This window comes from Methylobacterium nodulans ORS 2060, assembly GCF_000022085.1.
GTDB classification, from domain to species: Bacteria; Pseudomonadota; Alphaproteobacteria; order Rhizobiales; family Beijerinckiaceae; genus Methylobacterium; species Methylobacterium nodulans.
On the sequence record NC_011894.1, the window covers coordinates 380,412 to 394,058 of the forward strand.

At 69.8% G+C, this 13,647-nt stretch carries 12 protein-coding genes; 6 read left to right on the forward strand and 6 right to left on the reverse strand.

Features of this window, described 5'->3' with window-relative positions:
- Positions 1-17 precede the first annotated feature (17 nt).
- Together MNOD_RS48675 and MNOD_RS48680 are read right to left on the reverse strand one after the other, a co-directional pair.
- On the reverse strand, positions 18-962 hold the full coding sequence (locus tag MNOD_RS48675; protein WP_244424549.1) for a hypothetical protein: 945 nt from the start codon (positions 960-962) through the stop codon (positions 18-20).
- A complete protein-coding gene (locus MNOD_RS48680; RefSeq protein ID WP_015927093.1) occupies positions 919-2,076 on the reverse strand; it encodes a recombinase family protein in 1,158 nt (385 codons plus the stop codon). The genes MNOD_RS48675 and MNOD_RS48680 overlap by 44 nt, the downstream gene beginning before the upstream one ends.
- A 595-nt stretch (positions 2,077-2,671) precedes the next feature.
- On the opposite strand from MNOD_RS48680, the gene MNOD_RS01670 reads away from it, so the two are divergent.
- The 4 genes from MNOD_RS01670 (at position 2,672) to typA (ending at position 6,944) form a co-directional block, all read left to right on the forward strand.
- Complete coding sequence (locus MNOD_RS01670) at positions 2,672-2,971, forward strand: hypothetical protein (protein WP_050783263.1); 300 nt, start codon at positions 2,672-2,674, stop codon at positions 2,969-2,971.
- Between the two features lie 448 nt (positions 2,972-3,419).
- Positions 3,420-3,617, forward strand: coding sequence for a hypothetical protein (locus MNOD_RS01675; RefSeq protein WP_015927095.1), 198 nt, complete (start codon positions 3,420-3,422; stop codon positions 3,615-3,617).
- 46 nt (positions 3,618-3,663) lie between these two features.
- Positions 3,664-4,935, forward strand: a complete 1,272-nt coding sequence (locus tag MNOD_RS01680) for a TAXI family TRAP transporter solute-binding subunit (RefSeq protein ID WP_015927096.1) — start codon at positions 3,664-3,666, stop codon at positions 4,933-4,935.
- A gap of 185 nt (positions 4,936-5,120) precedes the next feature.
- Positions 5,121-6,944: a translational GTPase TypA gene (gene typA, locus MNOD_RS01685; RefSeq protein ID WP_015927097.1), complete on the forward strand. Its 1,824-nt coding sequence runs from the start codon at positions 5,121-5,123 to the stop codon at positions 6,942-6,944.
- Between the two features lie 296 nt (positions 6,945-7,240).
- On the opposite strand, the gene MNOD_RS01690 is transcribed toward typA, so the two are convergent.
- Together MNOD_RS01690 and MNOD_RS01695 are read right to left on the reverse strand one after the other, a co-directional pair.
- Positions 7,241-8,680, reverse strand: a complete 1,440-nt coding sequence (locus tag MNOD_RS01690) for a protein adenylyltransferase SelO (protein WP_015927098.1) — start codon at positions 8,678-8,680, stop codon at positions 7,241-7,243.
- A gap of 69 nt (positions 8,681-8,749) precedes the next feature.
- Positions 8,750-9,436, reverse strand: a complete 687-nt coding sequence (locus MNOD_RS01695; RefSeq protein ID WP_015927099.1) for a nitroreductase — start codon at positions 9,434-9,436, stop codon at positions 8,750-8,752.
- A 298-nt stretch (positions 9,437-9,734) separates the two neighbouring features.
- Here MNOD_RS01695 and MNOD_RS49845 point away from each other — a divergent pair, with 298 nt between their 5' ends.
- Together MNOD_RS49845 and MNOD_RS42555 are read left to right on the forward strand one after the other, a co-directional pair.
- Complete coding sequence (locus tag MNOD_RS49845) at positions 9,735-10,463, forward strand: cold-shock protein (protein ID WP_015927100.1); 729 nt, start codon at positions 9,735-9,737, stop codon at positions 10,461-10,463.
- A gap of 8 nt (positions 10,464-10,471) precedes the next feature.
- The gene (locus tag MNOD_RS42555; RefSeq protein ID WP_015927101.1) at positions 10,472-10,774 is read left to right on the forward strand and encodes a hypothetical protein; all 303 of its coding nucleotides are present in this window, start codon (positions 10,472-10,474) and stop codon (positions 10,772-10,774) included.
- Here MNOD_RS42555 and MNOD_RS01705 read toward each other — a convergent pair.
- Positions 10,740-11,009, reverse strand: coding sequence for a hypothetical protein (locus tag MNOD_RS01705; RefSeq protein ID WP_015927102.1), 270 nt, complete (start codon positions 11,007-11,009; stop codon positions 10,740-10,742). The genes MNOD_RS42555 and MNOD_RS01705 overlap by 35 nt on opposite strands.
- A 166-nt stretch (positions 11,010-11,175) precedes the next feature.
- The gene (gene clpA, locus MNOD_RS01710) at positions 11,176-13,629 is read right to left on the reverse strand and encodes an ATP-dependent Clp protease ATP-binding subunit ClpA (protein ID WP_015927103.1); all 2,454 of its coding nucleotides are present in this window, start codon (positions 13,627-13,629) and stop codon (positions 11,176-11,178) included.
- Between the last annotated feature and the right edge of the window lie 18 nt (positions 13,630-13,647).

Consider the following 13,647-nt stretch of genomic DNA (forward strand, 5'->3'; position numbering starts at 1 on the left):
TCAGAACGCACATCTCGCTATGCTGTTGATGCGAAGAGGCTTTGCTGCGCCGGATCCGGTACCGCGGGGTGTTTGCTGCGGTTCAGCGTCCCCTGCGCGAGGGCCCGGGCGGCCGGGCTGTCGAGAGCGGCTCGGCTGAACACCCAGGGTCCGTCTGCGAGAGGATGCACCGCATCGACCTCGCCCCGTTCCGCCGCCAGACGAAGCGTGCGCGCGGCCACCCCGACGAGGGCGGCTGCCTGGCTCAGGTTCAGCCAGGGCTCCTCTCCCTCTGCGCCCGCGCGGAACACCGGAATGCGGTAGTGCGAGCGCAGCGCCGTGACGCGCTCGCGCGTGAAGCGGTTGCCGTGCCCTGTCCTCACGCCGTTGCGATTGAGCACGCCCGCGATCACGTCGTCACGCGCGATCAGCGCCAGCGCGCGCACGGCCTCAACCACGTCGGCGGGCGTGCTGGTGCGCTGGCCGCGCCGGCGGCGTGGCAGGCGGTGCTCGGTGTGGGCGCCGCCCACCCAGTGCAGCGTCAGCACGATCTCGGCCCGCGCCTCGTCGAGGTCAGCAACGGCCTCGTGGAGGACAGTGCGCACGATCCGCTTCTTGAGCCGGGCATCCGTTGTCGGTGCCGACCAGATACCGCGCAGGTCCGCGGCCAGCGTCTCGAGCGCCGCAGGAGCGAGGGCGGGCCGCGGAGTGGCCGCTTCGTGCTCGGCGATGCGCGCCTCGCAAGCGCCCACTCGGGCCAGAGCCCGGTTCCAACGCGCCTCGAGTTCGCCGGTCACCAGGCGGTTCTCGGGATCAGCGGCATCGTACTGCCGGAAGGCGCGGTCGGCCGCGAAGCGTGCCGCCTCCAGGTCGCGCACCATGGCCGCGCGGGCCTCGTCGCGCCGCGTGTTCGCCTGTGCCTCGGCCGCTCGCGCCGCCTCAACCGCGGCCGGCTGCACGACAGACAGGAGCGCTGACTCCACCACGTCGTCGACGCGCAGGCCCCCAAAGGCGATGCAGTTCGGCTCGCCGTAGTCGATCCGCCCGCGCACGCAGGCGTAGCGCGGGATCTGTCCCTTGGCCCCCGTGTACTGCACGTTCAGCTTGCGCCCGCAGCGGCCGCAGCCCCGAGAGCAGCGCCGCGCCGAGCTTGGGCGCGCCGCGGGAACTTGCCGGGACGTTCTCGCTCACCATCGCCCGGATCGCCTCCGCCCGCTCCCACGCCACGTAACCTTCATGCGCGCCAGGCTTCAACGCCAGCCATTCCGAACGAGGCGTGCGCCGCGCCCGCGCCTTGGCTCCGGCCGCGTCGTAGCTGGCGGTGACGCGGCTGCGACCGTAGGCGTAGGCGCCGCCATAGGCGGGATTGGCAATGAACGCGCGAAGCGTCGAGTAGCGGGGGCGGCGCCAGACGACCGGACCGGCGTTGACGCGGGTCGGCAGATCGAGCCCGTGCTCCAGGAACCAGAGCAGCGCCTGACGCACGCTGCCGAGTTCGGCCACCTTGTCGATGGCAAGCCGGATCGCCGCCTGCACGCGCCGATCAGGATCCATCTCGAGCCGGGCTCCGACCTTGATGAAGCCCACGGGGGCCGCGACCACGAGCTCGCCGCGGTGGGCCTTCTCGTAGCGCGCCGCCAGCGAGCGCTGGCGCAGAAGGTCGAGCTCGTACTCGTTGAGGCTGCCCTTGAGCCCCAGGAGCAGGCGGTCGTTGCCGAGGCGAGGCGCGTAGATCGTCTCCTGATCAACAAGCAGGGTATCGACGACGCGGCACATCTCCACGAGCTGCTGCCAGTCGCGGCTGTTGCGGGCAAAGCGCGAGACCTCACGGGCGGCGACCGCGCCGACCTTGCCCAGGCACACCTCGGCGACCATGCGCTCGAAGCCGGCGCGGGGCGTCCCGCCGGCGGCCGAGCAGCCGAGGTCCTCGTCGATCACCTCGATCTCAGCAAAGCCGAGCCCCGCAAGCCGCTCGCGCATGGCGTACTGCAGCGCCTGGCTCTCACGGTTGTGCTGGACCTGATGCGCCGAGGACTGGCGGACGTAGAGCACGGCTTTGCGGGCCCGGTGCTGCGGGCCGATCTTCTCAGCGCTCATCGGGGCTGCCTCCGGCTCGGGCGCCCGGCTGCGGATCGGCGCCGCGGGCGTGCGCGACGAGCAGGTGGGTCAGGAGACGGGTGAGGGTCTGCTGGGTCGCCTCCGGCAGGTCGCCTCAGGCCGGCGGCGCTGTCGGGGTCGATGGCCCGCTCGTTAAACCGAGTTCGAGTTGCGGGTCCGACCGGCGCGGTCGGCGCGGAGGATGAGGCATGACGATCTCCCGGGGACTCGGGCGATGCTAGCCGGGCTCGGCTCGGGGCGCGGTGCTGGCCGCCCGTCGCAGCGGCGAGGAGGGCGTGCAAGCTCATCAGCGCGGACATGGCCGCGACCGGCTGCGCCGTCGCCTGCATCGTGCGGCACGCAACGGGATCGAGCATCCAGACCGGGAGTTCCTGAGGGCGGACGATGGGCGCGTCCGCGAGCGAGCAGCGCGCCGCCGCGCCGGTCGTGCGCTCGATCACCTCGTGGACGCAGACGGCGCGCCCGGCCCACGGGTGCCACGCGTAGACCACGACGACCTCGTCGCCCGCGCCGGTACTATGGGTCTTGTGGTGAGAGGTTGTACAACAGCGAGCGCCCGCACGAGGCCTTAGGCTTGGCGGTGCCGGCCAGCCGCTACCAGATCAGCCGGCGCGCTTATCCGGCCGAGCTGCCGGCGATCGAGTACGATCCGACCGATCAGGTGCGGCGCGTGCAGCGGGACGGCTGGATCAGCGTGCGCGGCCAGCTCGTGCGAGTGCCCAAGGCGTTCGTCGGCCAGCCGCTGGCCCTGCGGCCCACTCAGACCGATGGTCGGGTCGACCTTGTGTTCATCACCCACAGGGTGGGGCAGATCGACCTGACACAGCCAACACTCAGGGTGCAACCTGTCACCCATGTCTCCGAACACCTGTAACCCTTGTCTCCGGTCCGTACAGCGGGAGAGGGGTAGGGGTGAGGGTCCCGGACCGTGCCGCCATGAATCACTGAGCGTGGTGCTGGCAGCGGGACGGTTCAGGGTCTCAACGGAACCACCTGGACCCTCACGCGCGATCTTCGATCGCCTGCCCCTCTCCCGCACGGGAGAGGGGTTCCCCGCGCTGACTCGTCTCGGAAGGGAGAGACCGAAAACCGTATCAGACCGTCAAGATCCCGCAGGTCATCCAGCCGGAATCTGCGTAAAGCCCTAGCATCGATTTGCTTTCCCGATCCGGGCGCAGCCTCCATCAACACTCTGTTTACGACGTCGGCAGCCTCGATTGTGCGATTCACCGCCCTTTCACCGTCTCGGCTTCTGATGAGCCGGTCAGAAACGGGGATCCGCGGCGGCCGCTTCGGCCCATCACGCGGGCAGGGATGGCGGCATGCAACAGGGTCGGACGCCTGGAGCGGCGGCGCGGGGGGACGCGCCGCCGCTCCTCAGACCACACGGGCTCGTCCACGGGCGCTACGCGGCCGCTCCGGCCTTCGACCGCACGGCGCTGATGGCAGCGTCCCTCGGAGCCGCGTTCGGAACCGGTCTTCTCGCCCTGATCGGCCTCGCCGCCCGCGCGGCGCTCTGACCCGGCGGCTTGTCAGGAGCGGGGCCTCGCCGCACCTTGATCGGCGATGATGCGCCGCCACGTCCCGATCACCATCGCGACCCTGCTCGCCCTCCTGGCCGCGGGGCTCCTTGTCTACCAATGGGCGTGGCTGCCGACGACGCTGCGCGTCGCGGTCGGTCCCCCGGGCGGCGAGGATGCGCGGATGATCGGGGCCGTCGCGCAGTCGCTCGCCCGCGGCCACGAGGATGTGCGCCTGCGGGTCATGCCGACGAGCGGCGTCGCCGAGAGCGCGGCCGTGGCCGGGCGCGAGAAGGCCGACCTCGCGGTGGTGCGCTCCGATATCGGCATTCCGGCCTCGACCCAGACCGTCGCCATCCTCCACCGCGACGCCGCGGTGCTGATGACCGCCGATCCGGCCCTCGCCGCCGTGCCGGACCTGAAGGACCGCCGGGTCGGTGTGGTGCGCCAGCAGGTCGGGAACGCGAAGCTCCTCGCCACTATCCTCGAACAATACGAGGTCCCGCCCGGCAGCGTCGAGACGGTGCCCCTCGCCCACGGCGACGAGGCGGGCCGGGCGCTGCAGGAGGGGCGGGTCGATGCCGTGTTCGTGGTCGCGCCCGTCACGGGGTCGACCATGACGGAGGCGGTCGCCAGCATCGTGCGGGCGGGACTGCACCTCACCTTCATTCCGGTGGGCGAGGCGGCGGCCATCGTCCGGCGCTCCCCCGCCCTCGAAGCCGTGGAGGTCGGACGCGGCACCTTCGGCGGGACGCCCTCGCGGCCGGCCGAGGCCTTCACCACGCTCGGGGTCAGCCACCGCCTAGTGGCGCAGGCGAAGCTCCCCGACGCCATCGTCTCGGAACTGACGCGCCTTCTCTTCGTGACCCGGCCGGCCATCGTCGGCGAGGTGCCGCTCGCCAACCAGATCGAGGCCCCGGAGACGGACAAGGGCGCCTCCCTGCCCCTGCATCCGGGCGCCGAAGCCTATTTCGATGGGGAGATCGAGACCTTCTTCGAGCGCTACGGCGACTGGTTCTACCTGATCGTGATGTGCCTCTCGATCCTGGGCTCGGCCGCCGCGACCCTGGTCTCCCGGGCGGCGAACCGCTCGCGCGCCCGCGACATGGAATTGCTGCGAGAACTCCTCGCCATCGTGCGGGCGAGCCGGGACGTGGAGAACGAGGACGACCTGTTCGGGCTGGAGCACAAGGCCGACGAGATCCTGGCGGCGGCGCTCGCGCGGGCCGGCACCGGGGCGATCGACAATGCGGGCGTCGCCGCCTTCACGCTCGGCCTCGACCAGGCCGGCGGGCTATCGCCGAGCGCCGCATTCTGATCCAGTCCGGCCACGCCCATCCGGCCGGCCCCCCGGACAGATGGGCCGCGGAATAGGACGCCCGACCCCTATTGCGGTCGGGCGCCGCACATTATATTGCGACGCAACAGCTTTCCCCCGCCCGTCCTGTCCGGTCGCGATTCGCGGCCCGCGTCAGGGTGGGCGATTTTTGCTTCGGACCCCCTATGAAGCTGCGCAACATCGCCATCATCGCCCACGTCGACCACGGGAAGACCACCCTGGTCGACAAGCTCCTTCAGCAATCGGGGTCCTTCCGCGAGAACCAGCGCGTCGAGGAGCGCGTGATGGACTCGAACGACCTGGAGAAGGAGCGCGGCATCACCATCCTGGCCAAGGTGACCTCCGTGGTCTGGAAGGACACCCGGGTCAACATCGTCGACACCCCCGGCCACGCGGATTTCGGCGGCGAGGTCGAGCGCATCCTCTCGATGGTCGACGGCGTGATCGTGCTCGTCGACGCGGCCGAGGGGCCGATGCCGCAGACCAAGTTCGTGGTCTCGAAGGCCCTCAAAATCGGCCTCAGGCCCATCGTCGCCATCAACAAGGTCGACCGGCCGGATGCCCGCATCGACGAGGTGGTCAACGAGGTCTTCGATCTCTTCGCGGCCCTCGACGCCACCGACGAGCAGCTCGACTTCCCGATCCTCTACGGCTCGGGCCGCAACGGCTGGATGGCGACCTCGCCGGACGGCCCGCAGGACGGCATGGCGCCGCTCTTCGACCTCGTCCTCGACCACGTGCCTCCGGCGAAGACCGAGGACGGCGCCTTCCGCATGCTGGGCACGCTGCTCGAAGCCAACCCGTTCCTCGGCCGGATCGTCACCGGGCGCATCGCCTCGGGCAGCGTCAAGCCGAACCAGACCATCAAGGTCCTCGACCGCACCGGCAAGGTGGTGGAGACGGGCCGGGTCTCGAAGATCCTCGCCTTCCGCGGCCTGGAGCGCCAGCCGATCGAGGTCGGCGAGGCGGGCGACATCGTGTCGGTCGCGGGCCTTACCAAGGGCACCGTGTCCGACACCTTCTGCGATCCCTCCGTCGAGACGCCGATCCAGGCTCAGCCGATCGATCCGCCGACCGTGACGATGTCCTTCATCGTGAACGATTCGCCGCTCGCCGGCACCGAGGGCGACAAGGTCACGAGCCGCATGATCCGCGACCGCCTGTTCAAGGAGGCGGAGGGCAACATCACCCTCAAGATCGAGGAGGCGGCGGACAAGGATTCGTTCCACGTCTCGGGCCGCGGCGAGCTGCAGCTCTCGATCCTGATCGAGACCATGCGCCGCGAGGGCTTCGAACTCGCCGTGTCGCGTCCGCGCGTGGTGTTCGAGAAGGACGAGGCCGGCAACCTCCTGGAGCCGATCGAGGAGGTGGTGATCGACGTCGACGAGGAGCATTCCGGCGTCGTCGTGCAGAAGATGTCGGAGCGCAAGGGCGACATGCTGGAGATGCGGCCCTCGGGCGGCAACCGCCTGCGCCTCGTCTTCCATGCCCCGACCCGCGGCCTCATCGGCTATCAGAGCGAGCTTCTGACCGACACCCGCGGCACCGCGATCATGAACCGGCTGTTCAAGGCCTACGAGCCCTTCAAGGGCGAGATCCCGGGCCGGCGCAACGGCGTGCTGATCTCGAACGACCAGGGCGAGGCCGTGGCCTACGCGCTCTGGAACCTGGAGGATCGCGGCCCGATGATGATCGAGCCCGGCTGGAAGGTCTACCAGGGCATGATCGTGGGCGAGCACAACCGCGAGAACGACCTCGAGGTGAACGTGCTCAAGGGCAAGAAGCTCACGAACATCCGCACCACCTCGAAGGACGAGGCGGTGCGGCTGACGCCGCCGATCCGCATGACGCTGGAACGCTCGCTCGCCTGGATCCAGGACGACGAGCTCGTCGAGGTCACGCCGAAATCCATCCGCCTGCGCAAGACCGTGCTCGATCCGAACGACCGCAAGCGGGCCGAGCGCTCGAAGGAGGCGCTGAGCGCCTGATTCCGCAACTCAAGGGCCGTCGTCGGATCGCCGCAGCATAGCGGCCAGATTCCTGTCCCGGGCGCATGAAGCGTGAGCGGAATGCGACCCGGGATCCAGCGCGGAAAGCCGCGAAGCGACTGCTTGTCGGCCACAGTGCCGGCATGCGGAGCCGCTTCGCGGCAATTCTCTTGCTGGATTCCGGATTTCCTTCCGCTCACGCTGCACTCGTCCGGAAAACAGGCTGCGCGAGAGACAGAAGCCGCGAAGGCGGAGTCGCCGGACGTTGCGACGGGTTCAGTTCCCTGCGCGTCGTCTCATGCGGCAGGGTCACCGACGGCCTGCGGCGCCGTCCCGTAGGCCTCGGCCATCTCGGCGATGGCCCGCATCTTCGCCTCATAGGCCGACCAGTCGTCGCGTTCCGCGATCGGCGCCCATACAGCCTCGACCTCGTCGATCAGCATCGTACAGGGCGTGGACCGTGCGAAATACGGATGGTCGAGCCGGATGTCCGGTGCCGGCGCGAAGGCCGGCAACAGGTCGCGCACCCGCGCGAAGGTCTCGCCCGCATAATGCTCCGCCGCGGGGCTGCGGGCCGCGCGCGCCGTGCTCAAGGAGCCGCCGTACCAGTCGAAGAACACCTGCTCGAAGGGGGCGCGGCTCTCGCGCAGGAAGGCCCAGAAGGCGCCCACCAGCGCATGCAGCCGATCCTCGTCCTCCGGCCTGGCGAGGCCGAGGCGCCGCAGGATCGCCTCCGCGAAGGAATCCTGCAGGGATGGGCCGATGACATCGAGGGCCGCCCCCAGGCGGTCGATGTCGGAGAGCGGCAGCAGGCACTCGGCGAGGCGCCCGAGATTCCAGGCCAGCGCCTCGGGCTGGCGGCCGAAGGCGTAGAGGCCGAACTCGTCGAAATAGGCCGCGGTGAAACCCGGATCGTTCACGGGCGCGAAGCGCCAGGGCCCATAATCGAAGCTCTCGCCCGTCACGTTGATGTTGTCGGTGTTGAGCACGCCGTGCACGAAGCCCGCCGCCATCCACTGCGCGCCCGTGCGCACCACAAGACGGCAGACCTCCGCCAGGAAGGAGGCCGCGCGCGTGCCGACATCCTCGTGCCAGAGCCCCGGCATGTAGGTGCGGATCGTGTGGTCGAGGAGCCGGCGGATCTCCTCCGTGCGGCCAAGCGCCCGCGGACGCTGGAAGCTGCCGATGCGGATATGCGAGTGGCTGAGACGCACCAGCACCGAGGCGCGCGTCGGCGAGGGCTCGTCGCTGCGCTCGAGGCTCTCGCCGGTCTCGATCAGGCTGAAGGATTTCGAGGTGTCGACGCCGAGCGCCTCCAGCATGGTGGTGGCCAAAACCTCGCGCAAGCCACCCTTCAGGGTCAGGCGGCCGTCGGCGAAGCGCGAATAGGGCGTCTGCCCGCTGCCCTTGGTGCCGAGGTCGAGGAGGCGCCCATCCCTCAGGTCGTGCAGTTGCGCGAACAGGAAGCCGCGGCCGTCGCCGAGATCCGGGTTGTAGGAGCGGAACTGGTGGCCGTGATAGCGCAGCGCCAGCGGCTCCGGGAAACTGCCCTCCATGGGCTCGAACCGGGCGAAATGCGCGATCCATTCCTCGTCCGTGAGCCCGCCGAGGCCGACGCGGGCGGCCCAGGCCTGGTTGCGGTGGCGGATGATCGCCTGCGGGAAGCGGGCCGGCGCGACCACGTCGTAGAAATCGGGGCCGAGTTCGGCGTGGCGGCGGGACGGTCGGGCGGGCATGGATTCTCGGGGATGCAGCGCGCCTTGGTGACGCGCCTTGGCAACGCGCCGGAGACTCGGCGGGGTCCCTCAGAAGCCGAGCAGCGTGGCGAAACCCGCGGCGGGCTCGCGCTCGGGCACCAGCCGGTTCTCGGGCGCCTGCGGATCGGCATAGCCCAGCGCCATGCCGCAGACGACGGCCTCGTCGGGTCCGAGCGGCAGATGGCGCCGGATCACCGCATCGAACGGGGCGAAAGCGGCCTGCGGGCAGGTGTCGAGCCCCCGAGCCCGGGCGGCGATCATCAGCGTCTGCAGGAAGCCCCCGTAATCGAGCCAGCTGCCCGTGGCGAGGCGGCGGTCGATGGTGAAGATCAGCCCCACCGGCGCGTCGAAGAAGCGGAAATTGCGGGCGTGCTGCGCCTGCATTCGGGCCGCGTCGCCCTTCGGGATGCCGACGAGCGCGTAGAGCCCGAGGCCGACACGGCGCCGCCGCGTGCGATAGGGCTCGAAGAACTCCTCCGGATAGTAGCGGGCGGCGGGCTCGCCCTTCTCGCCGGCCAGATAGGCCGCCACCACGGCCTCGCAGAGCCGCGCGCGCGCCTTCCCGGCCACCGCATAGGCCCGCCAGGGCTGCATGTTGCTGCCGCTCGGCGCCTGGGCGGCGAGGTCGAGCAGCGCCGTCACCGTCTCGCGCGGCACGGGATCCGACCGGAAGGCCCGCACCGCCCGGCGGGTCCGGATCGCCGTCGCCACGGAATCGAAAGAATCATCGGCCATGAAAAAATTCCGTCGGTCGGCGGGTGGGCCGCGCCACAACGACGCGTCGACGGCCGCCACTCGCACACAGCTGCGTGCTGATTCGGTCTGTCAATCCGTGCCGGTTCGTGAGAGAGTGCGCGGGTCGTCGCCACGCCGGGCAGATCCGCCTTGCGGTACGGTCTGAGTTGCGTCAGGACTGTGGCGGACTTCTTGGTCACCGCAACCGGGAATGGAGATGTGCCGCGAGGCCGACTGAGAGATGCAGCGGGGCGCGGTACGAGTGGGGTCGGCGGGTTACGTTTTGGCGAGCTTCTAAATGGGACGTGGTCGTGATTTTCGGGAGCCGCGTCGTCGCGGCTTCGATGATGGTGCTCCTGAGCCGCGGTGGCCGGATCAGGCGCCATCCGGGGGGGGATACGGTGGCGGTGGCGGTGGCTACGGCGGCGGTTTCGGTGGCGGTTTCGACCGCGGCCCGTCGCGCAGCAGCATTCCCTCCGGGCCGGAGCGTGATGCGACGGTCAAGTGGTTCAACAAGGAGAAAGGCTTCGGGTTCGTCGAGCTGGGTGACGGTTCGGGCGATGCCTTCCTCCATATCCGCGCCGTCGAGGCGGCCGGTCATACCGACCTCCTGCCCGGCACGCGCCTGACCGTTCAGACGGCCCAGGGGCAGAAGGGCCCGCAGGTGACCAACATCACCAGCGTCGACACCAGCACGGCCGAGGCCCCGGCGGCCCGCGGGCCGCGCCCGCCCCGCGCGGGCGGCTTCGGTGGCGGCGGCGGCTACGGCGGCGGTGGCGGCGGTGGTGGCGGTGGGCGCTTCGCCAGCGGCCCCGCGACCGAGATGAGCGGGACCGTGAAGTGGTACGATCCCGCCAAGGGCTTCGGCTTCGTCTCGGTGAAGGACGGCGGCAAGGACGTGTTCGTCCATCGCTCCGCCCTCGCCCGGGCCGGCCTCGACTCCCTGGCCGAGGGCCAGCAGGTGACGATGGACGTGGTCGAGGGCCAGAAAGGCCGCGAGGCGCAGAGCATCTCCGTCGCGGAGTGATCCGCTCGGTGTCGAAACTTTTCGCGAAGCGGCGGTTCCTCGGAGCCGCCGCTTCGTGCGTTCTGGGCCTCGCCGCGGGTGCGGCGCGCGCCGAGGACTTCACGGGCTTCTATGCCGGGGTGAATGTCGGATACGGGCGGAGCCTGGGCGACGGGGACGGGCGGATGACGCGGCCCGGCGCTCTCCCCTCCCCTGCGGGCGACGCGACCGCCCTGCCGCCGAGCGCGGCCCGGGCGGCGACCGGCAACCCGGCCCTGCGGCCGCGCGGGCGCGGGCCTACGATTTCTGCTTCTTCTGGAGCGCGTCCTTGACCTGAAGGAGCTGGTCGAACACGGCGCTCGGCGTGGTGCCGAAGAAGGCCAGCCCGCCGCTCAACGCCCAGTAACCGGCGATCAGGATCAGGGGCACGAGGATCCAGGCCAGGATCTCCTCGCCAATGATGCGGCGGCGGCGGCGCTGGCGCCGCATCTCGCGGCGGGTGAGCTTGGGCGGCGGCGCGACCGCGGTCGCCGGAGCGAGGGGCTCCTCGTTGAGATCGCCGGTCATGAAGCAGCTCTCGTCGCTGGCCCGGGCCGGCCCCAGCGAGCGGAGCCGCGACCCTCTCCTGAAAAGACGCATCCCGGCGATGGTCCTCGCCGGGATGCCTGTGGCATGGCGACGGTCATAGACGATGCGACCGCCGGGATCGAGTCTCTGCGGGTCCAGAGGGCCGTCAGGCCCGCACGAGCGGCACCTTCGGCACCGTCCGCACGCCCCCGCTGCCGCCCGGACCGCCATTGTCCTTCGGCTTTTTCGGCGCCGCGCGCGGACGGGAGCGCTTCTTCTTGGCCGCGTTCGTCACATCCTTCTCGGGCTTCGGCGTCACCGGGCCGGCCGGGAACTCGAAGCCGAGCGACGGCTTGCCGGTCTCCGGCCGCTTCACGACCACCCGCACCGCGCCGCCGTCCTTGAGCTTGCCGAATAGCACTTCGTCCGCGAGCGGCGTCTTGATGGTCGACTGGATCAGGCGAGCCATCGGGCGGGCACCCATGGTCTCGTCGTAGCCGTTCTCGACCAGCCACTCGCGCGCCTCGTCCGAGAGCTCGATCGTGACGTTGCGGTCGGCGAGCTGCGCCTCGAGCTGGAGCACGAACTTGTCGACCACCTTCGAGACCACCTCCCTGGGCAGGTGACCGAAGGACACGATCGCATCGAGCCGGTTGCGGAATTCCGGAGCGAACAGGCGGTTGATGGCCTCCTGGTCGTCCCCGGTGCGCTTGCTCTGCGTGAAGCCGAAGGCCGCCCGGGCGAGGTCCTGGGCGCCCGCATTCGACGTCATGATGATGATGACGTTGCGGAAATCGACCTGCTTCCCGTTATGGTCGGTCAGCTTCCCGTGATCCATGACCTGCAGCAGGATGTTGAACAGGTCCGGATGCGCCTTCTCGATCTCGTCGAGCAGCAGGACGCAATGCGGGTGCTGGTCGACGCCGTCGGTGAGCAGGCCGCCCTGGTCGAAGCCGACATAGCCGGGCGGCGCGCCGATCAGCCGCGAGACCGTGTGGCGCTCCATGTATTCCGACATGTCGAAGCGCAGCATCTCGACCCCGAGCGCGACGGCGAGCTGCTTGGCGACCTCGGTCTTGCCGACGCCCGTGGGGCCGGCGAACAGATAGGAGCCGATCGGCTTGTCGGGGTCGCGCAAGCCCGCGCGGGCGAGCTTGATCGAGGCGGTGAGCGCCTCGATGGCGCTGTCCTGGCCGTAGACGACGCGCTTGAGGCTGTCGGTGAGATTGGCCAGCACCACCGCGTCGTCCTTCGACACGGTCTTCGGCGGGATGCGGGCCATGGTGGCGATGGTCGCCTCGACCTCCTTCACGCCGATCGTCCGCTTGCGCCGGCTCTCCGGCACCAGCATCTGCGAGGCGCCCGTCTCGTCGATCACGTCGATCGCCTTGTCCGGCAGCTTGCGGTCGCTGATGTAGCGGGCCGACAGCTCGACCGCCGCCTTCACGGCGTCGGTCGTATACTTGAGCTTGTGGAACTCCTCGAAATACGGCCGCAGACCCTTGAGGATCTCGATCGCGTCGGGGATCGACGGCTCGTTGACGTCGATCTTCTGGAAGCGGCGGACCAGGGCGCGGTCCTTCTCGAAGTACTGGCGGTACTCCTTGTAGGTCGTCGAGCCGATGCAGCGCAGCGTGCCCGAGGCCAAGGCCGGCTTGAGCAGGTTCGAGGCATCCATCGCGCCGCCCGAGGTCGCACCGGCGCCGATCACCGTGTGGATCTCGTCGATGAACATGATGGCGTTGGGATGCGCCTCGATCTCCTTCATCACCTGCTTGAGGCGCTCCTCGAAATCGCCCCGGTAGCGGGTGCCCGCGAGCAGCGTGCCCATGTCGAGGGAGAAGACCGTGGCGTCGGCCAGAACCTCCGGCACCTCGTGCTGGATGATCTTGCGCGCCAGCCCTTCGGCGATCGCGGTCTTGCCGACGCCGGGATCGCCGACGAGCAGCGGGTTGTTCTTCTGGCGCCGGCACAGCACCTGGATGGTGCGCTGCACCTCGGCCTCGCGGCCGATCAGCGGGTCGATCTTACCCTCGCGCGCCTTCTTGTTGAGGTTCACGCAATAGGCGTCGAGGGCGTCGCCCTTCTTCTTCGGGCCGCGCTCGTCCTCGCCGCCCGAGGGCCGCTCGGAGCCGCCCTCCTCCTCGGCGCCGCGCACGGGCTTGGCCTCCGACAGGCCGGGCCGCTTGGCGATGCCGTGGCTGATGTAATTGACCGCGTCGTAGCGGGTCATGTCCTGCTCTTGCAGGAAATAGGCGGCGTGGCTCTCGCGCTCGGCGAAGATGGCGACGAGGACATTCGCCCCCGTGACCTCCTCGCGGCCCGAGGATTGCACGTGGATCACCGCGCGCTGGATCACGCGCTGGAACCCGGCCGTCGGCTTGGCGTCCTGGCGGCCGTCACCCGTCAGGTTGGCGAGTTCGGTGTCGATATACTCGATGAGATTGCGCTTCAGAAGCTCGACATCGACGTTGCAGGCCCGCATGACCGCAGCCGCGTCCTGGTCATCCACCAGGGCCAGCAGGAGATGTTCGAGCGTGGCGTATTCGTGGCGACGCTCGCCAGCGAGCGCCAGGGCGCGGTGGAGTGCTTGTTCAAGGCTGCGTGAGAAGCTGGGCAAAGCGGGCCTCTGAGCTGG

Coding starts and splice junctions, on each gene's coding strand:
- MNOD_RS48680 (WP_015927093.1), bottom strand. CDS start 2,076: ATGAGCGCTGAGAAGATCGGCCCGCAGCACCGGGCCCGCAAAGCCGTG.
- MNOD_RS01675 (WP_015927095.1), top strand. CDS start 3,420: ATGCAACAGGGTCGGACGCCTGGAGCGGCGGCGCGGGGGGACGCGCCG.
- MNOD_RS01680 (WP_015927096.1), top strand. CDS start 3,664: ATGATGCGCCGCCACGTCCCGATCACCATCGCGACCCTGCTCGCCCTC.
- typA (WP_015927097.1), top strand. CDS start 5,121: ATGAAGCTGCGCAACATCGCCATCATCGCCCACGTCGACCACGGGAAG.
- MNOD_RS01690 (WP_015927098.1), bottom strand. CDS start 8,680: ATGCCCGCCCGACCGTCCCGCCGCCACGCCGAACTCGGCCCCGATTTC.
- MNOD_RS01695 (WP_015927099.1), bottom strand. CDS start 9,436: ATGGCCGATGATTCTTTCGATTCCGTGGCGACGGCGATCCGGACCCGC.
- MNOD_RS49845 (WP_015927100.1), top strand. CDS start 9,735: ATGGGACGTGGTCGTGATTTTCGGGAGCCGCGTCGTCGCGGCTTCGAT.
- MNOD_RS01705 (WP_015927102.1), bottom strand. CDS start 11,009: ATGACCGGCGATCTCAACGAGGAGCCCCTCGCTCCGGCGACCGCGGTC.